The sequence below is a fragment of the Lysinibacillus xylanilyticus genome (assembly GCF_001708185.1).
Lineage (GTDB): Bacteria > Bacillota > Bacilli > Bacillales_A > Planococcaceae > Lysinibacillus > Lysinibacillus xylanilyticus_A.
This window is the reverse complement of the sequence record NZ_MDDN01000014.1, coordinates 83462-109442: the sequence shown is the minus strand read 5'-3', so window position 1 is coordinate 109442 and position 25981 is coordinate 83462. Positions and strand designations below refer to the sequence as shown.

Annotated in this window: 30 protein-coding genes; 28 read left to right on the top strand and 2 right to left on the bottom strand. The window is 38.6% G+C overall.

Translation table 11 applies throughout. From position 1 onward, the window contains the following. Window positions 1-420, bottom strand: a 420-nt coding sequence (locus BFJ97_RS24355; RefSeq protein ID WP_217492401.1) for a hypothetical protein, incomplete at its 3' end; no start/stop codon positions are given. 321 nt (window positions 421-741) lie between these two features. Here BFJ97_RS24355 and rpiB point away from each other — a divergent pair. The 28 genes from rpiB (at window position 742) to BFJ97_RS18975 (ending at window position 25252) form a co-directional block, all read left to right on the top strand. Beyond that, on the top strand, window positions 742-1179 hold the full coding sequence (rpiB, locus tag BFJ97_RS19110; protein ID WP_068986237.1) for a ribose 5-phosphate isomerase B: 438 nt from the start codon (window positions 742-744) through the stop codon (window positions 1177-1179). 92 nt (window positions 1180-1271) lie between these two features. Next, window positions 1272-1814 (top strand): TIGR01440 family protein, encoded by a 543-nt coding sequence (locus tag BFJ97_RS19105; RefSeq protein ID WP_068986236.1) that lies wholly within the window; start codon window positions 1272-1274, stop codon window positions 1812-1814. 60 nt (window positions 1815-1874) lie between these two features. Further along, window positions 1875-3116 (top strand): serine hydroxymethyltransferase, encoded by a 1242-nt coding sequence (gene glyA / locus BFJ97_RS19100; protein ID WP_068986235.1) that lies wholly within the window; start codon window positions 1875-1877, stop codon window positions 3114-3116. A 289-nt stretch (window positions 3117-3405) separates the two neighbouring features. Beyond that, window positions 3406-5565 (top strand): EAL domain-containing protein, encoded by a 2160-nt coding sequence (locus BFJ97_RS19095; RefSeq protein WP_068986234.1) that lies wholly within the window; start codon window positions 3406-3408, stop codon window positions 5563-5565. A gap of 126 nt (window positions 5566-5691) precedes the next feature. Next, on the top strand, window positions 5692-6321 hold the full coding sequence (gene upp / locus BFJ97_RS19090) for a uracil phosphoribosyltransferase (protein ID WP_068986233.1): 630 nt from the start codon (window positions 5692-5694) through the stop codon (window positions 6319-6321). Window positions 6322-6502: 181 nt separating this feature from the next. Further along, a complete protein-coding gene (wecB, locus tag BFJ97_RS19085) occupies window positions 6503-7624 on the top strand; it encodes a non-hydrolyzing UDP-N-acetylglucosamine 2-epimerase (protein WP_068986232.1) in 1122 nt (373 codons plus the stop codon). A 516-nt stretch (window positions 7625-8140) separates the two neighbouring features. Further along, entirely contained in the window at window positions 8141-8512 is a 372-nt protein-coding gene (locus tag BFJ97_RS19080) for an ATP synthase subunit I (protein WP_068986231.1), read from the top strand. Between the two features lie 36 nt (window positions 8513-8548). Continuing rightward, on the top strand, window positions 8549-9271 hold the full coding sequence (gene atpB / locus BFJ97_RS19075) for a F0F1 ATP synthase subunit A (RefSeq protein ID WP_068986230.1): 723 nt from the start codon (window positions 8549-8551) through the stop codon (window positions 9269-9271). A gap of 64 nt (window positions 9272-9335) precedes the next feature. Further along, window positions 9336-9560, top strand: coding sequence for a F0F1 ATP synthase subunit C (gene atpE, locus BFJ97_RS19070; RefSeq protein ID WP_004269474.1), 225 nt, complete (start codon window positions 9336-9338; stop codon window positions 9558-9560). Between the two features lie 174 nt (window positions 9561-9734). Then, window positions 9735-10253, top strand: a complete 519-nt coding sequence (gene atpF, locus BFJ97_RS19065) for a F0F1 ATP synthase subunit B (RefSeq protein WP_068986229.1) — start codon at window positions 9735-9737, stop codon at window positions 10251-10253. After that, the gene (locus tag BFJ97_RS19060; protein ID WP_068986228.1) at window positions 10250-10786 is read left to right on the top strand and encodes a F0F1 ATP synthase subunit delta; all 537 of its coding nucleotides are present in this window, start codon (window positions 10250-10252) and stop codon (window positions 10784-10786) included. The genes atpF and BFJ97_RS19060 overlap by 4 nt, the downstream gene beginning before the upstream one ends. A gap of 28 nt (window positions 10787-10814) precedes the next feature. Further along, window positions 10815-12323, top strand: coding sequence for a F0F1 ATP synthase subunit alpha (gene atpA / locus BFJ97_RS19055; RefSeq protein WP_068986227.1), 1509 nt, complete (start codon window positions 10815-10817; stop codon window positions 12321-12323). A 47-nt stretch (window positions 12324-12370) separates the two neighbouring features. Beyond that, on the top strand, window positions 12371-13228 hold the full coding sequence (gene atpG, locus BFJ97_RS19050; protein ID WP_068986226.1) for an ATP synthase F1 subunit gamma: 858 nt from the start codon (window positions 12371-12373) through the stop codon (window positions 13226-13228). Between the two features lie 49 nt (window positions 13229-13277). Further along, window positions 13278-14693 (top strand): F0F1 ATP synthase subunit beta, encoded by a 1416-nt coding sequence (atpD, locus tag BFJ97_RS19045; protein ID WP_068986225.1) that lies wholly within the window; start codon window positions 13278-13280, stop codon window positions 14691-14693. Between the two features lie 24 nt (window positions 14694-14717). After that, complete coding sequence (locus tag BFJ97_RS19040) at window positions 14718-15125, top strand: F0F1 ATP synthase subunit epsilon (protein ID WP_068986224.1); 408 nt, start codon at window positions 14718-14720, stop codon at window positions 15123-15125. Between the two features lie 103 nt (window positions 15126-15228). Continuing rightward, window positions 15229-15468, top strand: a complete 240-nt coding sequence (locus BFJ97_RS19035) for a DUF1146 family protein (protein WP_068986223.1) — start codon at window positions 15229-15231, stop codon at window positions 15466-15468. A 379-nt stretch (window positions 15469-15847) separates the two neighbouring features. Next, window positions 15848-17161, top strand: coding sequence for a UDP-N-acetylglucosamine 1-carboxyvinyltransferase (gene murA, locus BFJ97_RS19030; protein ID WP_068986222.1), 1314 nt, complete (start codon window positions 15848-15850; stop codon window positions 17159-17161). Between the two features lie 318 nt (window positions 17162-17479). Next, on the top strand, window positions 17480-18367 hold the full coding sequence (spoIID, locus tag BFJ97_RS19025; protein ID WP_254660207.1) for a stage II sporulation protein D: 888 nt from the start codon (window positions 17480-17482) through the stop codon (window positions 18365-18367). 37 nt (window positions 18368-18404) lie between these two features. Continuing rightward, window positions 18405-19079, top strand: coding sequence for a M23 family metallopeptidase (locus BFJ97_RS19020; protein ID WP_068986220.1), 675 nt, complete (start codon window positions 18405-18407; stop codon window positions 19077-19079). 184 nt (window positions 19080-19263) lie between these two features. Beyond that, the gene (locus BFJ97_RS19015; protein WP_068986219.1) at window positions 19264-19521 is read left to right on the top strand and encodes a sporulation transcriptional regulator SpoIIID; all 258 of its coding nucleotides are present in this window, start codon (window positions 19264-19266) and stop codon (window positions 19519-19521) included. A 437-nt stretch (window positions 19522-19958) separates the two neighbouring features. Next, window positions 19959-20216: a hypothetical protein gene (locus BFJ97_RS19010; RefSeq protein ID WP_068986218.1), complete on the top strand. Its 258-nt coding sequence runs from the start codon at window positions 19959-19961 to the stop codon at window positions 20214-20216. Window positions 20217-20558: 342 nt separating this feature from the next. Beyond that, window positions 20559-21554 carry a rod shape-determining protein gene (locus tag BFJ97_RS19005; RefSeq protein ID WP_068986217.1) on the top strand — a complete coding sequence of 332 codons (996 nt, stop codon included), beginning with the start codon at window positions 20559-20561 and terminating at the stop codon, window positions 21552-21554. Window positions 21555-21574: 20 nt separating this feature from the next. Beyond that, entirely contained in the window at window positions 21575-22408 is an 834-nt protein-coding gene (locus BFJ97_RS19000; protein ID WP_068986216.1) for a flagellar hook-basal body protein, read from the top strand. 24 nt (window positions 22409-22432) lie between these two features. Further along, window positions 22433-23272: a flagellar hook-basal body protein gene (locus tag BFJ97_RS18995; RefSeq protein WP_068986215.1), complete on the top strand. Its 840-nt coding sequence runs from the start codon at window positions 22433-22435 to the stop codon at window positions 23270-23272. 47 nt (window positions 23273-23319) lie between these two features. Further along, window positions 23320-23604 (top strand): DNA-directed RNA polymerase subunit beta, encoded by a 285-nt coding sequence (locus BFJ97_RS18990; RefSeq protein ID WP_068986214.1) that lies wholly within the window; start codon window positions 23320-23322, stop codon window positions 23602-23604. 124 nt (window positions 23605-23728) lie between these two features. After that, window positions 23729-24172 carry a 3-hydroxyacyl-ACP dehydratase FabZ gene (gene fabZ, locus BFJ97_RS18985; protein ID WP_053484429.1) on the top strand — a complete coding sequence of 148 codons (444 nt, stop codon included), beginning with the start codon at window positions 23729-23731 and terminating at the stop codon, window positions 24170-24172. A 162-nt stretch (window positions 24173-24334) separates the two neighbouring features. Beyond that, a complete protein-coding gene (locus tag BFJ97_RS18980) occupies window positions 24335-24718 on the top strand; it encodes a hypothetical protein (RefSeq protein ID WP_068986213.1) in 384 nt (127 codons plus the stop codon). Between the two features lie 108 nt (window positions 24719-24826). Beyond that, complete coding sequence (locus BFJ97_RS18975; protein WP_068986212.1) at window positions 24827-25252, top strand: hypothetical protein; 426 nt, start codon at window positions 24827-24829, stop codon at window positions 25250-25252. A gap of 432 nt (window positions 25253-25684) precedes the next feature. Here BFJ97_RS18975 and BFJ97_RS25730 read toward each other — a convergent pair whose 3' ends face one another. After that, window positions 25685-25822: a hypothetical protein gene (locus BFJ97_RS25730; protein ID WP_368072754.1), complete on the bottom strand. Its 138-nt coding sequence runs from the start codon at window positions 25820-25822 to the stop codon at window positions 25685-25687. Between the last annotated feature and the right edge of the window lie 159 nt (window positions 25823-25981).

Genomic DNA, 25981 nt, shown 5'->3' with positions numbered 1-25981 from the left:
GACGGAAAGAAGAGTCCGAACGACGGATAGGACAGTCAAAGTGACGGAAAGAAGAGTCCAAACGACGGATAGCCAACGAAGTGACGGAAAGAAGAGTCCAAACAACGGATAGAACCGACGAAGCGACGGAAAGAAGAAGCCAAACGACGGATAGCCAAGGAAGTGACGGAAAGAAGAGTCCGAACGACGGATAGGACAGTCAAAGTGACGGAAAGAAGAGTCCAAACGACGGATAGCCAACGAAGCGATGGAAAGAAGAGTCCAAACGACGGATAGAACCAAGGAAGCGACGGAAAGAAGAAGCCGAGCGACGGATAGCCAACGAAGCGACGGAAAGAAGAGCCCGAACGACGGATAGCTACAAAGCGGCGAATTGCACCATCCAATCGACGAAGATTTATATTGTGCCGTACCCAACATTGGATGTAAAGCCGCCTTTTATCACCAACCACTGGTAATACCTAGAAAAAATATTGATATAGTATGTCCACTGTAATTGAAAAGCTAAAAAAACTTCAGAAGATGGAATATTACAACAAAATACTGTTATCCGAATTTATCAACATGATATTCACAGTATCCACAGATAAATGGACATAAAAGTGAATGATTTTATATCGAAATACAAGAAATGTTCGTCTTTTAGGAGAAATCAGCATAAAAATGCAAGAAAAATCATGTTATTCTTGAGGGAGAAGTGGTACACTAGTGTTGACTATAATTTCGAAATGAGGGAACCCAGTGAGAATAGCAATTTCTTCTGATCACGGAGGCAATAATTTACGTCGTGAGATTATGCAACTGTTAGATGAGCTAAATATTAGCTACGAAGATTTTGGTCCACAATCTGCGGATTCAGTAGACTATCCTGATTATGCAAAACCAGTTACTGAAGGTGTTGCTAGCGGGGAATTTGATAAAGGTATTTTAATTTGTGGCACAGGCATTGGTATGTCCATTGCTGCAAATAAAATTAAGGGGATTCGTTGTGCTTTAGTACATGATTTATTTAGTGCAAAAGCAACGCGTTGCCACAACGATTCAAATGTTTTAGCAATGGGTGAGCGTGTTATTGGGCCAGGCCTTGCACGTGAAATCGCTAAAGTATGGCTTGAAACAGATTTTGAAGGTGGTCGTCATACGCGACGCATTGAAAAAATCGCTGAGCTTGAGCAATAAGTAAAGCAAGTAAAGCTAGTACACATTTAACAAGTTCCGTGGACTTTTTAAATGTAGGGTATAAATATTAATAAATTAAGGGGCTGAGCATCGTGGTTGTACAACAAATACGAACACATTTGACTCAGTTACTCAGTGAATTTGAAGAGCAGGTAACCCTACGACCAAATACTATTTTTGTTGTAGGCTGCTCGACATCTGAAGTGATTGGTCAGAAAATTGGCACAGCAGGCGCGCTTGAAATTGGAGAGGCGATTTTTGAGCCATTGCAGGCATTTGCAAAGAAACATCAGCTGCATCTAGCGTTCCAAGGCTGTGAGCATATTAATCGTGCTATTACAATGGAAGCAACAACCGCAGAACAATTTGGCTACGAACCAGTAACAGTTGTACCAGTTCGTACTGCAGGTGGCTCGATGTCTGCTTATGCGTTTACGCAATTTACAAATCCAGTTGTTGTGGAATCTGTGCAAGCAAATGCAGGTATTGACATTGGTCAAACACTTATAGGTATGCATTTAAAAGCAGTAGCTGTTCCGGTTCGTACTTCTGTGCGAATGGTAGGAGAGGCAGTTGTAACGATTGCAACAACACGTCCAAAGCTGATTGGCGGAGAACGTGCAGTATATAAATAAAATTACCTCTGAAATCAGTGGTATACAAATAATGATTATACTTAGGAGGCTTTTTCAAACATGGCATACGAAAAATTAGCAGTACAAGACAAAGCAGTATTAGATGGAATTCTTGCGGAGAAAAAACGTCAACAAGCAAATATCGAGTTAATCGCATCAGAAAACTTTGTATCTGAAGCAGTAATGGAAGCACAAGGTTCTGTTTTGACAAATAAATATGCTGAAGGTTATCCAGGTAAACGCTACTATGGCGGTTGTGAACACGTAGATGTTGTGGAAGATATTGCACGTGATCGTGTAAAAGAAATCTTTGGAGCGGAATACGCGAACGTTCAACCACACTCTGGTGCACAAGCGAACATGGCTGTATATCACACAATTTTAGAACCAGGTGATACAGTTCTTGGTATGAATCTTTCTCATGGCGGTCACTTAACACATGGATCTCCAGTAAACTTCTCAGGTGTTCTTTATAATTTCGTTGAATATGGCGTAACGAAAGATACACAAGTAATCGATTATGAAGATGTACGCCAAAAAGCATTAGAGCATAAACCAAAACTAATTGTTGCAGGTGCATCTGCATACCCACGTGAAATCGATTTTGCTAAATTCCGTGAAATCGCTGATGAAGTAGGTGCATATTTCATGGTGGATATGGCGCACATTGCAGGTCTTGTAGCTGCTGGAGAACATCAATCACCGGTGCCATACGCTGATTTTGTCACTTCTACAACACACAAAACATTACGTGGTCCACGTGGTGGTTTAATCCTTGCTTCGAAAGAATGGGAGCAAAAGCTTAATAAATCTGTATTCCCAGGTATCCAAGGTGGACCATTAATGCACGTGATCGCTGCCAAAGCTGTAGCATTCGGTGAAACATTACAACCAGAATTCAAAGAATATGCAAAACAAATTAAAGCGAATGCAAAAGCTTTAGCAGACGTATTAATTGCAGAAGGTGTTGAAATTGTATCTGGTGGTACGGATAACCACTTGTTACTTCTTAATGTGAAATCTCTTGGTTTAACAGGTAAAGTGGCAGAACACGCACTTGATGAAGTAGGTATTACAACAAATAAAAATACAATTCCTTACGATACAGAATCTCCATTCGTAACTTCTGGTATCCGCATTGGTACACCAGCTGTCACATCTCGTGGCTTCAAAGAAGAGGACATGAAAGAAGTTGGTGCAATTATTGCAACAGTTCTTAAAAATCCAGAAGATGAAGCAGTCAAAGCTGAAGCGAAAGCTCGTGTCAAAGCATTAACGGACAAACATCCATTATACGCATAATTTAATATAAAAGGCTGTGGTTAAAGTGTAATATATCACCTTAACCACAGCCTTTTTATTTTGGAAAGGGAGTTAAAACTGTAAAAAGCATCTTTTCTGCTAACATAAAAATAAATTACTCTTATTTTTAAATTAATTTACATTAACTTAGTAGAAAAGGATATATTATAGTGGATTGAGGACAGTTAGTGTCCTGATAAAGAAGAAATTTTCGTGAAAGTGACAATTTATTGAATCTTTTATGTACAATGTAAGAGAGGTTTGAAGTGATAGTGGGAGGAGGGGTTGGATGGTAACTAGTACGAAGGTCATGGAAGATGAAGTGCTATTAAATACAATTCGTAGATTAGGTAATAATTCTAAGGAAAGGTATGTAATTTTTGATGCAACAAATAATCATTGCGTATTGGAATGTAATGACTCTTTTTGTGTGCTTACAAATACTACACGTTCGCAAATAATAAATACCGATTATTTTTCATTGCTCTCAAACGAAGAACAGATGACAACTATTGAAATGATTAAACAAAAAATACATAGCGGAGTTATGGTACAGGCTAAATTGCACCATAGTTGCTTCGATAAACCTTCTTTTTTAGCAGAAATACAAGCACTTCCGTTTCAAAACAATAACAATGAAACATTATTTGTATTAGTACTTGTGAAGGATGTGACATATTATCACACTAAGGAATTTTTAATGCGCCTTGAGAAAGCAATGTATGAAGCGATTGAAAAGGACAATTCCTTTGATAAAAAAATGAGCATTATTTGCAGAGGCTTAGATGAATTTTTTATGCCGTATATATCAAGTATGATTCTTGTCAAAACGGAAACAAATCAATTGCAAATTTTTAAAGGGGATCATAATACAAACGGTATTTTGGAGCGTTGTGAAAACAATGGATTTTATAAGGAAGTCATGAAAGGGAAGACATCCATTCTAGTTAAAAGCTTGGATGAAATTGATATTCCGAAAGAACATAAAATGTTTGCCTGTTCTTCTAAAAAGCAATTTGGATGGTTTATGCCCATACACAATCAACAACAGCAAGCAATTGGATTGTTTGCGATATTTTTAAAGCAACATCATAGTGACCAAGCGTTTTTTGAAGAAATGTTTCGAAAAATTGGGACACTTGTTGCATTGGCATACTCGTATGCAAAAACGCAGAAAAAGATATGGGATTTAGCTTATATCGATATTACAACGGGGTTACCTAATCGACATAGTTTTTTAAATAAGATAGAAAAAGAGAAAGAATACGGTCAAAATGGCAATATCAAAATAGTAAAGCCGAGTGAGTTTCATCAAATTGTCGAGTTATATGGCCGTGAAGCAGGAGACGAGCTTTTAAGACAAATTGCGAAACGTCTAGAAGAACATAAGCATGAACATCACGAATATATTGCTAGATTTACTAGCACTAGTTTAATCATTTCAAATGCGACATCCAATGAGGATTTCTTAACTTATGAAAGGCGTATAAAAGAGATCATTCGTCTGCCTTTTATAATAGGAGAAAAGCAAATTTATATTACATTGAAGACTGGAATTGCTTCTTATAATGATGAGATACAAATTGCTGATGCGATACGCTTTGCAGATAATGCGGTATCCTTTGCAGGGAATAAACCGGGCACTCATATGGAAATATTCACGCAAGAAAGAAATGATGTGCTTGAGGAGCAAATGATGGTGTTGAATCATTTGTCAGAAGCATTAAAAAATAAAGAAATCACTGTGAACTTACAGCCTAAAGTAGATTTGCGGACAGGTGACATTCAAAGTCTAGAAGCGCTTGCTCGCTGGATATCACCGAAACTGGGCTTTGTATCTCCGACGATTTTCATTCCGGTGGCGGAAAGTGCAGGGAAGGTTCGAGAAATCGATATTCAAATATTAGAGCTTGTTCTTACATGGTTAGCTGAACGCAAAAGTTTAGGAAAAAAACTAGTAAAGGTCGCAGTGAATATTTCACCGGATCATTTTTATTATGAACATTTTGTACAGGATACAGTACAGCTAGTTCAGAAATATAATATCGATCCGCAATATATTATATTAGAAGTAACTGAAAGTATTGGTCTCGTTGATTTTCAAACAGCTTTTGCGATTATTCAGGAATTAAAGAGCTACGGCTTTAAAACTTCGGTGGACGACTTTGGAACGGGCTTTTCATCCTTAAGTTATTTACAAAAACTACCATTTTCGGAATTGAAAATAGATCGAAGCTTTATTAATGCTATTAGTGATGCTGCGACGCTCGCTATTGTCCAATCTATTATTCAATTAGCGTTAAATCTAGGAATGACTTCAGTTGCAGAAGGCATTGAAAATAAAGAACAGGTTGAGATTTTACGTACACTGGGCTGTACAGTCGGACAGGGATATTTCTATTACAAACCGATGACAATAGAACAGTTAGATGCAGTACTTGATAAATAATTGCTCTTATATGTAGTAAACATTCTTGAAAAGGAGTTGTCCCAAATTTATTTTTGAGACGACTCCTATTTTCTGTTATACTAGGTTAGATAAAAATGAAATCCGAACGGTTAGGAGCGAGTCCCTTTGAGCAAAGTATACGTATTTGATCATCCACTAATCCAACACAAGTTAACTTATATTCGAGATAAGAATACAGGCACAAAAGAATTCCGTGAGCTAGTAGACGAAGTCGCAACATTAATGGCATTCGAAATTACACGTGATATGCCAGTAGAGGAAATTGAAGTTGAAACACCTGTTACAGTTGCTAAAACAAAAGTACTGTCTGGTAAAAAACTTGCGATTGTACCGATTTTACGTGCAGGTATCGGCATGGTAGATGGCGTATTAAAGCTAATTCCAGCTGCAAAAGTTGGTCATATCGGTCTTTATCGTGATCCAGAAACATTAAAACCTGTAGAGTACTATGCAAAACTTCCTGCAGATGTAGAAGAACGTGATTTCATCATTGTAGACCCAATGCTTGCAACGGGTGGATCAGCGGTGGAAGCGATCAACTCACTGAAAAAACGTGGTGCGAAAAGCATTAAATTCATGTGCTTAATCGCTGCGCCAGAGGGTGTAAAAGTTATTCAAGATGAACATCCAGATGTAGATATTTATATTGCTGCACTTGATGAAAAATTAGATGACCACGGCTATATTGTACCTGGTTTAGGTGATGCAGGAGATCGTCTATTCGGTACGAAATAATACTGTGTATGTAATTTTTAGGCAACTTATAACTTTTGAAAGCGTCCTTCAATATTGAAGGACGTTTCCTAGTATGTTTAGGCGATACTTCTCTTGAAGTCTAATGCTTGCCTCATCTGGAGCAGTTCAATAGAAGTAAAGCACTTTTCATATAATATAATAAAGGACGGTGCAAATCGTTTTGATGAAAAAATGGAAAGTAATGACGATTTTCGGTACTAGACCAGAAGCTATTAAAATGGCTCCGCTTGTATTGGAATTACAAAAGCATCCTGAGCAAATAGAATCGATTGTTACGGTAACAGCCCAACATCGCCAAATGCTCGATCAAGTATTAGAAACATTTAAAATCACACCAGACTACGATTTAAATATTATGAAAGATCGTCAAACATTAATTGACGTGACAACGAATGCGTTACAAGGCTTAGACAAAGTCATGAAAGAAGCAAAGCCAGATATTGTTTTAGTACATGGCGATACAGCAACAACTTTCATTGCAAGTTTAGCAGCATTTTATAACCAAATTGCTATCGGACATGTAGAAGCGGGTCTTCGTACATGGAATAAATATTCACCATACCCAGAGGAAATGAACCGTCAGTTAACAGGTGTCATGGCTGACCTTCATTTCGCGCCGACAGAAGTGTCAAAGAAAAATCTTTTAGATGAAAATAAAAACCCTGAAACTATTTTTGTGACGGGTAATACAGCTATCGACGCATTAGCTACTACAGTAAGTGAACATTACTCACATCCTGTCCTAGAAAAAATAGGCTCAGATCGTATGATTTTATTGACAGCGCATCGCCGTGAAAACCTAGGTGAACCAATGCGTCATATGTTCCGTGCAATTACTAGAATATTAGCAGAGCATGAGGATGTACAAGTTGTTTATCCAGTGCATATGAACCCAGCTGTACGAGAAATTGCTAATGAAATTTTAGGAGATCACAAGCGTGTACATTTAATCGAACCTCTTGAAGTCTTTGATTTCCATAACTTTGCGGCAAATTCATATATGATTTTAACTGACTCTGGTGGCGTCCAAGAAGAAGCTCCTTCATTAGGCAAACCAGTTCTAGTACTGAGAGACACAACAGAGCGTCCGGAAGGTATCGCAGCAGGGACATTAAAGTTAGCCGGAACGGAAGAAGAAACAATCTATTCTTTAGCAAAACAATTAATAGAAGATACAAATGCCTACGAAGCAATGGCGAAAGCATCAAATCCTTATGGAGATGGACATGCTTCTGAGCGTATTGTAGAGGCTCTTCTAGAATTTTTACAAAAAGTCAAGTAATGTACTATATTTGAAACTGAAAAATGAGTCTAATGTACCTATTTTGATGGGTAAGCTAATTTACGAGCATAAACGCGTCGTAAATTAGCTTTTTTTTGCATAACTGTGAAGTTTGATTTTGAAACTATGAAATTTCATACACAAATTTGTCAACAATTTGACAAGAATATAGTGGCTGTGAAGTTTTTCTCCTTTACTAATTGACTTCAAATATCTCCTATTGTATGCTTACAAAGGGTAATAATGATAAGGGTTTCTAGTCGTTTATAGACGTTGAAACACTTGTTATATCAAGTTTCTACTAAATTGACAGTTAAAACAATACTGTCGATTTGCAACGTTTTGTGCGTTTCGGGGTGTAAGACATTTTTTAGAATTTACACCTGTAATTTCAAAATGACTCTCCCGTTACTATTCCGCTGTGAGTAGTGTTTTTCACTGCTCTTTTCTGATTTCACGTAGTGGTCAGCAAACGTTTTCTTTACTCGAAAAAATGATTCAGGAGATTACAAACCAATGCTAGATTTGCATCACATTTTTGCTGTGCAGAAGAGAGCGTTATTTTTTTTGCTCGCACTCTGTGCATTAGGTTGGGGGTTTACGCCCTATCAGACGGTTTTTGCGGGCATCGCAATCGGTGCATTATTTGGTACGTATAATTTTTGGATTTTAGTTCGCCGTATGGAGAAGTTTGATCGATCCATTAGTGAAGGGAAGAAAATAGGCTCGCTTGGTACAGCACTTCGCTTTGGATCAGGTGTAGCGGCAGTCGCTCTAGCAATTTCGTTGCCAAACTATTTTCACTTAATTAGCACGGTCATAGGGCTAATGATTCCGTACGTTTTTCTCTTTGTCGAGAGAATTGTGTCACAAGTAAGGAACCGCTAATGTGCTTTAAATTAGAAAGAGAGGTGAAAAATAACAATGACTCATGAAGCTCCATTAAAAACAGTTGATTTTGGTCTGTTTTCACTAACATTCAACCTCTCAACTGTTATGATGTTACTAGTTGCTGCTGTAATCGTTTTCTTAATAGCGGTTATCTCAACTAGAAACTTAAAGTTAAAACCTACTGGTATGCAAAACTTTATGGAATGGATTATGGATTTCGTAAAGAACATCATCAAAAGCAACATGGACTGGAAAACAGGTGGGCGATTCCACATTCTAGGTATCACACTTATTATGTTTATCGCTGTATCTAACTTATTAGGTCTTCCATTCTCGATTGCCTATGACCACACACTTTGGTGGAAATCACCTACAGCTGACCCAACTGTTACGATGACGCTTGCAGCAATGATTTTAGTTCTAACTCATTACTATGGTATTAAAATGAAGGGTACAGGTCATTATGTTGGCACATTCTTTAAACCAATGTCATTCATGTTCCCATTAAAAATCGTAGAAGAGTTTGCAAACACTTTAACATTAGGTCTTCGTCTTTACGGTAACATTTATGCGGGTGAGATTTTACTAGGCTTACTTGCAGGTTTAGCGTCAACAGGTGCTATGGGATTCATCGGGGCAATTATTCCTACGATGGCATGGCAAGGTTTCTCTATCTTTATCGGCTTTATCCAAGCCTTTATCTTCACAATGTTAACAATGGTTTACATGGCTCATAAAGTGAGCGATGACCATTAATATAAAGCATACACTTTATGCTTGAACCAAAAAAAACAAACAATTCCAAGGAGGAAATTTTCAAATGACAGGTTCATTAGGTTTATTAGCAGCAGCAATCGCAATCGGTTTAGGTGCACTTGGTGCAGGTATCGGTAACGGTCTTATCGTATCAAAAACAGTAGAAGGTATCGCTCGTCAACCAGAAGCTCGTGGCGTTCTTCAAACTACAATGTTCATCGGGGTTGCATTAGTTGAAGCCCTACCGATCATCGCAGTAGTAGTAGCATTCATCGTAATGAACAAATAATTCAGTTGTACACTGAATTTGACTAGTGGCGAAGCAGGATTCTCAGATGAAACTTCGCCCTTCATTTTGGAACTGATAAAAGCTATGTGTAAATATAGCTTTTTAAAATAGGTAGTTTTCAAGTATTTAAATTATTATGTTGAAGTCATAGCTCTTGAAGGGAGTGAAACAATCGTGTTTTTAGATTATCTTGTACTAGGTGCCGGCACTGGTTTTAATGGCGGGGACATCGTTTCAACATTAGTTATCTTCTTATTGTTAATGGTGTTACTTAAAAAGTTCGCTTGGGGTCCACTTATGGGCATCATGCAACAACGTGAAGAATTAGTAGCAAGTGAAATCGAAGCAGCTGAAAAAGCGCGCAAAGATTCGCACCAATTTTTAGAAGAACAAAAGAGCCTTCTTAAAGAAGCTCGTACGGAAGCACAATCGATTGTTGAAAGCGCTAAGAAGCAAGGCGAAGTGCAAAAAGAAGAAATTCTTACTGCAGCACGCAATGAAGCAAACCGCTTAAAAGAATCGGCTTTACGTGAAATTGAGTCTGAAAAAGAAAAAGCTATTGCAGCAGTACGTGATGAAGTCGTTTCATTATCTGTACTTGCAGCATCTAAAGTCCTTAGCAAAGAGATTTCTGAGGCAGACAACCGTGCTCTAATTGAAGAGACGATTGCGAAGGCAGGGGAAGCTCGATGAGTAATTCAACTGTAGCAAAACGTTACGCTCAAGCGCTTTTTGAATTAGCGCAACAAAAAAACATTCTTGCAGAAGTTGGGGCAGACTTAAATGAGCTAACAAAAGTTATCAATGAATCTCCTGATTTTTTAACACTTTTAAATGCTCCTAAGTTCTCTATCGAACGTAAGAAACAAATAATAGCTGAAATCTTTGCTGGTGCAACTCCAGAAGTTTTACACACAGTTCAACTACTTGTTGAGAAAAAACGTGTAAACGAAGTGAAGCTAATCGCAACAGCATATGCTGAACTTGCTGCACAAGCACAAGGTTCTGCAGATGCTACAGTATTCTCAACTCGTGCACTTTCTACTGAAGAAAGCGCTAATATTTCGGCAGCTTTTTCGAAACTTGTTGGGAAACAATCATTAAACATTACAAACGAAATCGATCCATCTTTACTTGGTGGGATTCGTGTTCAAATCGGTAACCATATTTATGATAGCTCAGTAGCGAACAAGCTTGAGCGTCTAAAACGTGAATTAATCGGTTAATAATTTAGAAATGTGAGAGGTGACATACATGGGCATCAAGGCTGAAGAAATCAGCAGTCTGATTAAACAACAGATTGAGAATTATGAATCTGAACTTAAAGTAAGCGAAGTTGGTACAGTTATCCGTATTGGTGACGGTATCGCTCTTGCTCATGGCCTCGACAACGTCATGGCTGGAGAGCTTTTAGAGTTCTCTAACGGTGTTATGGGTATGGCTCAAAACCTAGAAGAAGGTAACGTTGGTATCGTAATCCTAGGTCCATACACTGACATCAAAGAAGGCGATGAAGTTCGTCGTACAGGTCGTATCATGGAAGTACCAGTTGGTGAAGAACTAATTGGTCGTGTTGTAAACCCACTTGGTCAACCAGTGGATGGACAAGGTCCTATCAACACAACAAAATCTCGTCCAATCGAAAGTCCAGCTTTCGGTGTAATGGCTCGTAAATCAGTACACGAACCACTACAAACTGGTATCAAAGCGATTGACGCTTTAGTACCAATCGGTCGTGGTCAACGTGAGTTAATCATCGGTGACCGTCAAACTGGTAAAACATCAGTAGCAATCGATGCAATTCTTAACCAAAATGACCAAAACATGATCTGTATCTACGTTGCAATCGGTCAAAAAGAGTCTACTGTACGTGGTGTAGTAGAAACTCTTCGTAAAAATGGCGCTTTAGATTACACAATCGTTGTGACAGCTTCTGCTTCTCAACCAGCTCCATTATTATTCTTAGCACCATTAGCTGGTGTATCTATGGCTGAAGAATTCATGTTACAAGGTAAACACGTTTTAATCGTGTATGATGATCTTTCTAAACAAGCATCAGCTTACCGTGAACTTTCACTTCTTCTTCGCCGTCCTCCAGGTCGTGAAGCTTACCCTGGTGACGTATTCTACTTACACAGCCGCTTACTTGAACGTGCTGCGAAGTTAAATGAAACATATCAAAATGGTTCAATTACAGCTCTTCCATTCGTTGAGACACAAGCTGGGGATATCTCTGCATACATCCCAACTAACGTAATCTCAATTACTGATGGACAAATTTTCTTACAATCTGACTTATTCAACTCGGGTGTACGTCCAGCGATTAACGCCGGTCTTTCTGTATCACGTGTAGGTGGATCTGCTCAAATTAAAGCGATGAAAAAAGTTGCGGGTACACTACGTCTTGACTTAGCTGCATTCCGTGAACTTGAATCATTTGCTCAATTCGGTTCAGATTTAGATAAAATCACACTTGCTAAACTTGAACGTGGTAAACGTACGGTTGAAGTTCTTAAACAAGACCTAAACAAACCGCTTAAAGTTGAAAAGCAAGTTGCGATCCTTTATGCATTAACTAAAGGTCACTTAGATGATATTCCAGTACAAGATATCGTTCGCTTTGAAAGTGAATTCTTAAGCTGGTTAGATACAAACCACACAAACGTTTTAGATCATGTTCGTACTACAAAAGAACTTGCTCCTGATGCGGATTACGTAGCAGCTTTAACAGAGTTCAAAAAAACTTTCGCTAAATCAGAATAAGTTCGTGCTAGTCACTTGATTAAAAAACAAAAGGTGGTGAAATACCAGTGGTAAACTTACGCGAAATAAAAGGTCGTATTACTTCTACAAAGAGTACGAAACAAATTACAAAAGCGATGCAGATGGTTTCTTCTTCAAAGTTACGTCGTGCAGAGCAAAACGCTAAAGCGTACGTTCCTTACATGGAAAAAATTCAGGATGTAGTAGGCGCGATCGCTTCAGGAACAAAAGACAGTGGACATCCAATGTTAACTGCTCGTCCTGTTAAGAAAACAGCTTACTTAGTCATTGGTTCTGACCGTGGTCTTGCAGGTGCTTACAACTCAAGTATCCTACGCCAAGTACAACGTACAATTGACGAGCGTCATAAATCAAAAGACGAATACGTTATTTTAGCGGTAGGTCGTGTTGTTCGTGACTACTTTGTGAAACGTGATCATAATGTCATCAGCGATGTTGTCGGTCTTCCGGACCAACCATCATTTGCTGATATTAAAGAAATCGCTCGTAAAGCTGTTGGTATGTTCACTGATGGTACGTATGATGAACTTTATATGTACTACAATCACTTTGTCAGCGCAATTGCTAGCGAAGTGACAGAGAAAAAACTTCTTCCATTAACGGATCTTGCACCTGCTAGCAGTAATGCTTCTTACGAATTTGAGCCATCTGGTGAAGCAATTCTTGAAGTGTTACTTCCACAATACGCGGAAAGCTTAGTTTACGGCGCATTATTAGATGGAAAAGCAAGTGAACATGCTTCTCGTATGACGGCTATGAAAAATGCAACTGATAATGCATCTGATCTTATTTCAGACCTTTCATTGCAATATAACCGTGCGCGTCAAGCGGCGATTACACAAGAAATTACAGAAATCGTTGGTGGAGCTGCAGCCTTAGAATAGGCCCAGCTTCCCAATGTCGTATAAGAATACGATAGGAGGGTACACAGTAATGAATAAAGGACATGTTATTCAAGTAATGGGTCCAGTTGTTGACGTAAAATTTAGCAATGGCCAATTACCAGCAATCTATAACTCACTAACAGTTAAGATTGAACGTCCTAATGAAGAACCAACAACTCTTGCATTAGAAGTTGCTCTTCATTTAGGTGATGATTCTGTTCGTACAATTGCAATGTCATCTACTGATGGCTTACAACGTGGAGCAGAAGTAACAGACTCAGGAAAAGCTATCTCAGTACCAGTTGGTGAAGTTACTTTAGGTCGTGTATTCAACGTACTTGGAGAAGTAATCGACTTAGGTGAAGAGATCCCAGCTGACGTTCGTCGTGATTCAATTCACCGCGAAGCACCAGCTTTCGATGAACTTTCAACTACAGTTGAAATTCTTGAAACAGGTATCAAAGTAGTAGACTTATTAGCACCATATATCAAAGGTGGTAAAATCGGTCTATTCGGTGGTGCCGGTGTAGGTAAAACAGTATTAATCCAAGAATTAATCAATAACATTGCACAAGAGCACTCAGGTATCTCTGTATTCGCTGGTGTAGGTGAGCGTACTCGTGAAGGGAACGACTTATTCTTCGAGATGAGCGATTCAGGCGTTATCAAGCAAACAGCGATGGTATTCGGTCAAATGAACGAACCACCTGGTGCACGTATGCGTGTAGCTTTAACTGGTCTTACAATGGCGGAATACTTCCGTGATGAACAAGGTGCTGACGTACTTTTATTCATCGACAATATCTTCCGTTTCACACAAGCAGGTTCTGAGGTTTCTGCCCTATTAGGTCGTATGCCTTCTGCGGTAGGTTACCAACCAACTCTTGCAACTGAAATGGGTAAATTACAAGAACGTATCACATCTACTAACAAAGGTTCTGTAACTTCTATTCAAGCGATTTATGTACCAGCCGATGACTATACTGACCCGGCGCCAGCTACAACTTTCGCCCACTTAGATGCTACTACTAACCTTGAGCGTAAATTATCAGAAATGGGTATCTACCCTGCGGTTGACCCATTAGCTTCGACTTCTCGTGCGTTATCACCAGAAATCGTAGGCGCTGAGCACTACGCAATCGCTACTGGTGTACAACGTACAATCCAACGTTACCGTGAATTACAAGATATCATTGCTATCTTAGGTATGGATGAGTTATCTGATGAAGATAAACAAACAGTAGAACGTGCTCGTCGTATTCAATTCTTCTTATCTCAAAACTTCCACGTTGCGGAACAATTTACTGGTCAAAAAGGTTCTTATGTACCTGTTAAAGAAACTGTTCGCTCATTCAAGGAAATCCTTGATGGCAAATGGGATCACCTACCAGAAGATGCTTTCCGTTTAGTTGGTTCAATTGATGAAGTAGTTGAAAAAGCGAAAAGCATGGGCGTAGAGGTTTAATACTAGGGACGAGGAGGAAAAAATATGAAGACAGTTCTAGTCAATATTGTCACTCCCGACGGCCCAGTATACGATTCTGAAGTATCAATGGTAATTGCTAAAACAACTTCAGGAGAAATCGGTGTTCTTGCAGGCCATATTCCTATGGTCGCTCCACTTGCAATTGGTGCAGTGAAGCTTAAAAAAGAAAACGGTTCGACTGAAATTGTTGCTTTAAGCGGTGGTTTCATTGAAGTGCGTCCTGAAAAAATCTCAATTTTAGCTCCGTCTGCTGAAATTGCTGAAAGCATCGATGTTAAACGTGCTAAAGAAGCCGTTAAACGTGCTGAAGGACGTATTCAAAGTAAACAAGACAACATTGATTTCAAACGTGCTGACCTAGCATTAAAACGTGCGTTGAATCGTATCAACGTTCATGAGGGTAATATCTAATTCAAATTTTAACGGGCAGATTCAATATCTGTCCGTTTTTTAACTTTATCCCAAATGCAGCCTTTTAGAGTGCTGCCAGAGAAATGAATATGGAGGAACCGACATGGAAATGTATGAGGCCATAGGACAAGAAGCCTTAATAGGAATTTTATCGCATATATTTTTTATCGCTATTACTTTTTACGCGCTACAAGCTTTTATGCTAGAAAAGCTCTTCAAGAAGAATAGAGTATTTCAAGTTCAGTTAATTTATATTTTATTAAGTATTGTGATAGGATCAGCTGTTTCAAATTTCTTTCTCCAAATTTCAAACTGGTCAGGAAAACTTCCGTATTTATTTTGATAGCCCCTTATGCCTATCTTTTGATGGAAATTACATATTTCACAGGACTTTATAATATTATTATGTGGTCCTTTGAAATATGTAAATATAAGTGTTAAAAAACCCATTAGATTTTTGTTTTTGTTCATAAATCTTTGGGTAAGTAATTAGAAATTAATGCTTTTCTTCCATGTTATTGGTCATTCACAAAAAAAAAAATAATGCGTACAATAAATAAATAGCAAAATATCAATAAATGTCTTAAAATAGTGATTTGGATGCTTGAACGAGCGTAAGAAAAGTTGTACTATAGAGTTGTTTGTTTACTGATTATGACATTATACTTCTTGTTAAAATAAAAATATGATAGGTTAATAGATTGAATTCGGAGGGACATAAGGTGGAAAAAATAATAGTGACTGGCGGCAAAAAGCTACAGGGAAAAGTACGTGTAGAGGGCGCAAAAAATGCAGTGTTACCAATCCTAGCGGCGGCTTTACTTGCTTCTGAAGGAGAAAATGTAATTAAAGAAGTCCCTAACTTAGCAGATGTCTTTACTATAAATGAAGTACTTAAAAGTCTAAACGCGGCGGTTACATATATACCGGAAGACAATACAGTATATATAGATACAACAAAAGAACTTTCTAGTGAAGCGCAGTTTGAATTTGTCAGTAAAATGCGTGCATCGATTTTAGTGATGGGTTCTTTACTTGCTCGAAATGGCTATGCTCGTGTTGCTTTACCAGGGGGCTGTGCAATCGGTTCTCGCCCAATTGAGTTACATTTAAAGGGCTTTGAGGCTATGGGAGCAAAAATCTCCTTTGGTCATGGGTATGTAGAAGCGAAGGCAGAAGGACGTTTAAAAGGCGCCAATGTGTATTTGGACTTCCCTAGCGTTGGGGCAACAGAAAATATTATGACAGCTGCAGCTTTAGCACAAGGGACAACTGTAATTGAAAACGCAGCGAAAGAGCCTGAAATTGTAGATCTTGCAAACTTTATTAATAATATGGGTGGCCGTGTCATCGGTGCAGGTACGAATACGATTCGTATCGAAGGTGTCGATACATTGTATGGAACAGAACATCATATTATTCCTGACCGTATTGAAGCTGGCACATTTATGGTTGCAGCAGCAATTACAAAAGGCGATGTAACGATTGAAAATGCTGTTCCTGAGCATATGACAGCATTAATCGCAAAGATGCGTGAAATGGGTGTAGAAGTTATTGAACTAGATGAGGGCATCCGTGTACGTGTTCCTAATACATTAAAAGCTGTCGATATTAAAACAATGCCACATCCAGGATTCCCAACAGACATGCAATCCCAAATGATGGCCTTGATGTTAACTGCAGAAGGTACGAGTATAATTACGGAAACGGTTTTTGAAAATCGTTTTATGCATGTTGAAGAGTTCCGTCGTATGAATGCCAGTGCTAAAATAGAAGGACGTTCTGTGTTTATCGAAGGGCCTGTAGGTCTTCAGGGTGCTGAAGTGATGGCGACAGATTTACGAGCGGCGGCTGCACTAATTTTAGCAGGTCTTGTATCTGAAGGTGTAACTAGAGTTACAAAACTTCATCACTTAGATCGTGGTTACGTTGATTTCCACGGCAAACTGGCTGCTCTTGGCGCAAATATTGAACGTGTACCAGTTGAAGATGTAATCATCAATGAGGAATCAGCTGTTGAATTACCAACAAACTAAATAAATGTCAAAACCCTTTGCTTGAGTTCGAGCAGAGGGTTTTTCTTTTGTAGTTAACGTATTAAAACGTATGCCATGTTATAAGTTGATTACCGTTCCGGCTGGACGCCCACAGGAAAGCGCCTAGTCGGAACGGAAATCAACCTCACGTTACGGTGAAAAGCCATTTTTAGATAGCCCGCTCTAATCATGTTTTCCTATGCGTATGGAAGCGTACTTCGCTAACATCCTCATATTTTGAAGATTTCTAGCATAGTATTCTTTATGAAAAAATGGATAATGAGTATAGGCATAATTAGTTTGATTGGAGCATTATATATGCTTCCTGTGGCATTAGGTGAAAGATATTCGGTTGAGGATTTACCTGCAATAACAACAACAGAGAAGGCTTGTGAAATCTTTATAGAAGTGGAGGGACAACAGGAGAAAATCCCTTTAGAAACGTATGTGACTGGTGTAGTTGCTGCAGAAATGCCCGTTTCGTTTAAAAAAGAAGCTTTAAAAGCGCAGGCAATTGCAGCGAGAACATACGCATTGAAATCGACAAATTACGGTAAAATAGCCATCGCTCCTACAGTGGCTAGACAAGTTTTTTACAATAAGGAGCAAAGAAAAGCGAACTGGACTAGCAATTTCCCGGGGAATGAAAAGAAAATTGTCGAGGCCATTAACGAAACGAAAGGACAAGTTCTTCTATATAATAATGAATTAATTACGGCAATGTTTCACTCTACTAGCAACGGTAAAACAGAGAGTGCCTACGGTTATGGTGGAAATGATCTGCCATATTTACAAAGTGTTGCAAGTGTAACTGATCAATCATCACCAAAGTTTTCAGCTATAAAGGAATGGACATTAAAGGAATGGAATGCACTGTGGCCTGTTAAATGGCAGGCAAGTGATTTCAACCGTCTACAGTTATTTTTAAATGATTCCGGACGTGTTGAGCGCATGCAGCTAGGCAAGAATGTGTGGTCAGGTCGAGAAGTTCGAACACTTTTACAAATACCATCAACGGATTTTAAAATTTCATATAATGCCGCTACAGGAAATGTACAGGTTAGCACGAAAGGATACGGGCATGGGGTAGGAATGAGTCAATACGGAGCAGAGGCAATGGCCAGTAATGGGAAAACTGCTACCGAAATTTTACACTATTATTATCAAGATATTGAAATAAAATCGATAGATGCATGTTTAAAATAACTTCTAGTTGTTCACACTGCAACTAGAGGTGATGAAAATGAGAGAGGATAAAAATAGTAAAACTTCTCAAGATCAAAATGAAAAAGTTCAAGTACAGAAGAAACCGTGGTTTTGGCCAGCAGTTTACGGAGGTGGCGCTCTAATGCTAGCAGGAATGCTATTTGGTTACAATAGTCTCGTATCGAAAGTAGAAGAGGCTCCGTCATCAGAAGTAGCAGAAGTAGATTCAGGTCCTGTAGTTGAAACAAATGCACGTACAGAAACTATGAAGTACCCATTCAAGGAAGCAGATTTAAGTAAAGTCCAAGTTTCACAAGAGTTTTATGAAGTAGAGGCTAATGCAGAGTCACGTGAAAAAGCACTAATGGTATTTAATCAAACATTTACGACATCTTCTGGTATTTCTCTTTCTATGAATGGTGAAGAATTTGAAGTACTTGCTGCTATGAGTGGTAAAGTACTAGAAGTAAAACTAGATGCATTTACGGGCAATAAAATTGTTATTGAGCATGCAGATGGTAAGCAAACACATTATAGCTCTGTAAAGGACATTGCTGTAAAAGAAGGCGATGAGGTAACACAAGGTCAAGCGCTTGGAAAAGCGACTGACAATGAGTGGAACCAAGCAGCTGGCGTTCACTTGCATTTTGAAGTACTAGATAACGGAAAATATATTAATCCGAAACAATTACTAGCCTTTGAAAATAAGTAGATCCTTAATACAGTATTTAAAAGAGAAAAATAAATACTAAAAATTGCATAAAAAATCAGTATTTTATCGTGAAAATGTAAAATGTGTTCTGAATAGCTTTGTCCTCACATAAGGTGAAGAAATGCGCAGACGTGCATCTGATGCCAACGCCATTTTGTGAAATTGTGTGGAAAGGACGAAGAACGTGCACGAGCACATTCGGAAGCGCTGCATACGCCTCGGTGAATTATTGATTGAGACGCGTGAAACTGTGCGTGTCCTCGCGAAAATGACAGGTTATTCAAAAAGTACGGTGCACAAAGATTTAACAGAGCGATTGCCAACAATTCATGAAGGATTAGCTGAGCAAGTGAAAGAAATTCTCGCCTATCATAAGGCCGTACGTCATATTCGTGGAGGAGAGGCAACAAAAAACAAGTGGAAAGAAAGAGCGAGTCAATAATGATTCGTTCTTTTTTTGTTTGCCCAGGGAGGTTGAGACAAAACCTCATTTTTCTGCAGCGAAAGTGGAGCGGAGCGCAACAGCAGCGACAAAAATCTTTAATGAGCTGCAGTTTTGAGATTTGTCGAGAACTTTTGATTGTTTTATCGACCAACTTTATCGATTTATCAACCAACTTTTGAAAAATATCGACATCTACCTTCATGCAACACTCTCTGACCGCACTGATCATTTACGTCTCTTATGACATAAGTATATTTTTTTACGCAAAATTTAAAAACTCAACACCAAAAAACGCGAGAAATCAACGTTCTAAATTGATTTATCTTGCTTTTTAAAGTTTTGACCAGTTTTGTCCCAGCCACTTTCATTTTCTACATATTTTTAAAACGTATGCAATGTTTATAAGTTGATTGGAGTGGGGGCTGAGCGACTCCTTGGGAATCAGCGGTAGAGGAACGAAGGCTAAGAGCATCACGTCCTGTGATAACGCCTTCGTGATCAACATCGGTGCTGCTGCCGCTACGTTAGCACTACGCTTTCGCGCAAAAAACATCTGTAGGCACGAGACCCTACAGCGAAGCGGATGTTTTCTGCGCGAAAGCGAAGCGACAGTAACAACAAAAGCGACTCATAGGACGCCCCCAGGAAGCTTTGCTCTGCGCGAAAGCGAGGCGACAGCAACAAATGTTTAACTGCGCGAAAGCGAGGCGACAGCAACAAATGTTTAACTGCGCGAAAGCGAGGCGACAGCAACAAATGTTTAACTGCGCGAAAGCGAAGCGTCAGCGACAAAGCGCCCAGCCGGAACGGAAATCAACCTCACGTTATTGTGATGAGCCAAAACAAATAAGAAACCATATAAAAGATTGCTAAAACGATTTCTTCTTTTCTATGACTGTTCATATAATTGAAACAAAACCGTTCCGTTCACTAAAATTAGGTGAAATTACCAATGAAATATGATAAAATATTCTAGATAAACAGATAAAATGAACGTTATGTAGTTGGAACTGGCGGGAAGGAGAAATTATAAAATGTTTTCGAAAGATATTGGCATTGACTTAGGAACTGCGAACGTATTAATACACGTTAAAGGCAAAGGAATCGTCTTAAATGAACCATCAGTAGTGGCGATTGATAAAAAAACTAATAAGGTATTAGCGGTAGGGGAAGAGGCTCGCCAAATGGTAGGGCGTACGCCAGGAAATATAACTGCAATTCGCCCATTACGAGATGGTGTTATTGCGGATTTTGATGTTACAGAAGCTATGCTAAGACATTTCATCAATAAATTAGATGTAAAAGGATTTTTAGCGAAACCACGTATTTTAATTTGCTGTCCAACAAACATTACTAGTGTTGAGCAAAAAGCTATTCGCGAAGCTGCAGAAAAATCAGGTGGAAAAAAAGTTTACTTAGAAGAAGAACCAAAAGTTGCTGCAATTGGTGCAGGCATGGATATATTCCAACCTAGTGGTAATATGGTAGTCGATATTGGCGGTGGAACAACAGATGTAGCAGTTCTATCAATGGGTGATATTGTAACGAGCGAATCCATTAAGGTTGCAGGAGACGTTTTTGATAATGATATTTTACAATATATTAAAAAAGAATATAAATTGCTAATTGGTGAACGTACTGCAGAAGCAATAAAAATCACAATTGGTACAGTCTTTAAGGGCGCGAGAAACGATTCAATGGATATTCGTGGTCGTGACATGGTGACAGGTCTACCACGTACAATAGAAATTCACTCTGAGGAGATTGAACGTGCATTACATGAATCGGTTGCTATGATTGTCCAATCTGCAAAAAATGTTTTAGAAAAAACGCCACCAGAACTATCAGCTGATATAATTGATCGTGGGGTCATTATTACTGGCGGTGGAGCATTACTACATGGAATGGACCAGCTATTAATAGAAGAGTTAAAGGTACCTGTGTTCATTGCAGAGCACCCTATGGATTGTGTAGCAATTGGAACAGGCATTATGCTTGAAAATATTGATCGAGTGCCCGCATCCTTATAAAAATTTAAGAGGTGATTCCTTTGTTTAAAGGATTTTATACAGTTGCAACTGGAATGATTGCACAACAAAGAAGAACAGAGCTACTAACTAATAACTTATCAAATGCGAATACACCAGGGTTTAAGGCAGACCAATCAACAATTCGCTCATTTCCTGATATGCTCATGTCAAGTGTAGGAAAAACGAATGCACCTGCCAATCAACAAGCTGGCTCTCAATATATGAGTCAAGTTGGAGCATTAAATACAGGGATTTATATGCAAGAAACATTGCCCAACTACATACAAGGCCAAATTTACAACACTGATTTCACGACAGATATGGCTTTGATTGATGGAAACTTACCACAAAATGATGATGGCGTCTCGGGATCTATTTTCTTCCGTTTAGCACATCCGGATGGTGGCGAGGCATATACACGCAACGGGAATTTTACTTTAGATGGTCAAGGCTATTTAGTAAATCCACAAGGGTTGTATGTGCTATCAGACAGAGGTCAACGCATTCAGCTACCGAATGATGATTTCCGCCTAGATGAGAACGGGGCAATTTATGTTAATGATCAGCAAGTAGCACGTGTTGGTGTATCATTTGCGGCGAATCCGAACACGCTACGTAAACAGGATAATGGTTTAATTCGAACAGCAAACGGTGAAGACTTACCGACAGCTTACGGAGCGAATGGCGTATCCTTTACATTGCGTCAAAATTATCTAGAAGGCTCAAACGTAGATTCTAGTCGCACCATGACAGATTTAATGACAGCATATCGTGCTTTCGAAGCTAACCAAAAAGTGTTACAGGCTTATGATCGTAGCATGGAAAAGGCTGTCAACGAAATCGGTAAAGTATAATAGGCGAACAGGAGGCGTTTGATCATGCTACGTACAATGATTACTGCAACAAATACAATGGGGCAATTACAACATAAACTAGATACAATTAGTAATAACATTGCCAATAGCAATACACTTGGCTACAAAACACAAGAAGCTACATTCAATGAACTGCTTTATCAGCAATTTAATAATGATAAACAAGATCGTGCTGACCGACAATCACCACTTGGCATCCGTTATGGTGCAGGTGCCATGCTTGGACAAATCCAATCAAATCACAAGCAAGGTTCCCTACAAACAACAGATCGCGATCTTGATTTTGCTTTCACAAAACCGAAGCAATATTTCAATATTTTGATGCCAGATGGTGAAAATGGCACAAAAACAGTGTATACTCGTCAAGGTGACTTTTATTTGTCACCATTAGATAATGGAACAGTAATGGTTGTAAATGCAGATGGATATCCATTGGCAGATTCAACAGGACAAGCTATTACATTACCAAGTAATGTGAAAAGTATCGCTGTACGCAATGGCGGCGTTTTAGAGGCAACTGAGCCGAATGGGGATATTATTCGTACTGATTTAGCAGTGACAGAATTTCAAAAGCCACAGCTAATGGAGCATATTTCTGGCTCTTATGTTGCATTACCGAATAACCTCGCTCAGCTTGGATATACACAAGCTGAAGTTGTCACTGAATTACAAGGAGCAAATCGTCAGCAAATTGGCATGCAAAACGGTGCGTTAGAAATGTCAAATGTAAATCTTTCAAAAGAAATGACGGATTTAATCCAAACGCAGCGTTCTTATCAATTCAATGCAAGAGCGGTAACTTTAGCAGACCAAATGCTTGGGCTCATTAATGGTATTCGATAGTAAATCCGTTCATACTGTTTAGTAAGGAATGAAGAGGAGTACAATTTATGACAAACGATTCACGTCGACGTTCTGTGCCGACACAAGAAACCGATACGCCACCAGAAGAGAAGGAACAAAGCTCAAATGGAGAGCAACGAGGGATTCGATGGGTGCAAATACGGCTGATTCCGATTTGGCTACGCGTTGTACTTGTTCTCATCTTAATCGTTGTAGCCGCAATTGTAGGTGCAATAGTTGGCTATAGTGTTATTGGTTCAGGTAATGCCATGGATGTTTTCAAAACTGAAACATGGCAGCATATATTTGATATTATGAATGGTAAAGAATAATATTATTCTTTACCATACTTTATGTTTACATATTTATTGATCTTCTACCAGTAGGCAGCTACTGAATAGAGGAACTCATCCTGTGAAAACGCCAAGGCGAAATCGATATTTAGGGGGAAAAGAAATGTTAACAGCAGAGCAAATTCAAGCAATTTTACCACATCGATATCCATTTTTATTTGTTGATCGTATTGTTGAATTAGAAGAAGGTAAGCGTGCAGTCGGTTTAAAAAACGTCTCTATGAACGAGGACTTTTTTAATGGGCATTTCCCAGGCTACCCAGTAATGCCAGGCGTTTTAATTGTAGAGGCGCTAGCACAAGTTGGTGGAGTAGCATTATTAAATGCAGATGAATTCAAAGGTCGTCTAGCTTTCTTGACAGGTATTGATAATTGTCGTTTCAAGCGTCAAGTAGTACCAGGAGATCAACTTCGATTAGAAGTAGAATTCGTGAAACTACGTGGAGTAATGGGCAAAGGTCACGGTGTGGCAACAGTCGATGGAGAGCTAGTATGTGAAGCTGATATTCTATTTGCTATTGGACCTGAGCAGCCAAAACAGGCGTAATTTGCAATTATAGGTTAAAAGATATAAAATAACTATGTCGAATAATGACCTTACTGTTAATTAATAGATTAATTAAGTTCTTAAAATGCGATAGCATATAACGATTGAAATTTGAAATACATGTAATTTTAGGTTTTTTTAAAACGTAGGAGGATTATATAGATGTATAAGGAATTGTCTTCAGGTGTTAAAATTAGCATTACGCGTTCGATTTCAACATCTTTTGAATCATACTTAACAAGTATTGATTGGAAAGAAGAGCGTTTTTCTATGGAAGACTTCATTGCTAGCTGGCAAACTTATTTTCAAGAAAATGCCGCATGGATCGAAAAAATCCCAGCAGATGTTTTGATGAGTACTGAATTCCATGAAGAAATGGCGCAGAAAATCGATGAAGTAATTGCAAAAATTTTAAATGAAGAACCAACGGCTAAGCAAATCGAAACAATTGAGGCCTTGCAAAAAGAGCTAGGTACAAATTATAGCTACAACTGTAAAGCTGAAGCAGCGTACATTGAACAATTGTTAAAAGAAAAACAAAAATAGTTTTTACGAAAATCGGATAGTTCCCTCTTTTCCTGGGCAATCTATGTAGGATCACAAATGCACCTATTGTATTTGCTGACATAGCACCCATGAAAGGAGGTTTTTTTAATGTGGAAAATGTCATTTTTAGCCATCATTCTTGCTACTGTATTCCTTGGAGGATGTAACTGGGGAAATAAAGCAGTTGAAGAGAGACCAGCGGAGAATGTAAAGAACGACGTTCAACGAGGTGTTGATAAAGTCGAAGACGTTGTAGAGCCAGCTAGAAAACATGACGTTTACAATCGTGACGTGAATGGTACTGTTATGCCTGAAGCTACAACACCAGGAACAACTGTACCAAGAACAACAGCACCAGGAACAACAACACCAGGAACAACAACACCAGGAACAAACACTGACTTAAATGGTACAAATGGTTACAACAACGTTCCAAATGCTAACGGCGTAGATAGAAATGGTAATGTCATTAAAGAAAAAGTCGTTGAAGAAAAAGTAGACGTTCGTGAGAATAACAACATGAATACGCGATAAATAAAAAAAGAGTGCTTCCAACATGGAACACTCTTTTTTGCATTAGCTGAACACCGCTGATATGAAGGTGAATACTTAAACGTGAAAGTGGAGATCCGCGCCAAAGGATAAATATCTACGAAAAGGGAGCGGCCCTGCGCATAAAGATCAACTAACTCAATATCGCTATGGTTATAACTTTCAAAATCATTATCAAAGAATGTAAATACAACAAAATTAAAGATATATATCGAAGGTTATGGCGCGAATGGATTATACGTCAGCTTATGAGAATAAATTTGGTAAACGTGAAGCTGATCCAATTCATGATAAATAGATTTGCAAATGGAGAAGCATGTATATACGTGTACCGCAAAAAATATTATTTTGTTGCTTGTCATTTAAATAAAAAAAAGTAGATATTGCTGTAACTGTTTTGGATAATCGTTTTGCTTATAACTGCTTAACTCTATAATGGTAGTTTCTTACTGCAATAACAGACTCTTTTAGTAAAAGACTATGCGCTGGATTATTTTGAACGTTTAAAGAGGTAAATGAAATTTGTAACAACCCATTTACCTCTTGCTCCATTAGAAATATAAAATTGTATAAGTGGTTCTGTTTAGTTTCCGCTTGTAACGATTAGCATTCCTGAACACCAACTGACCTGTATTTCATTAGCTCACATCCTTTCAGGTAAAAAGAAAAAGCATCCAAAGAGGACACTTTTTTAATATTTGATATCTGTAT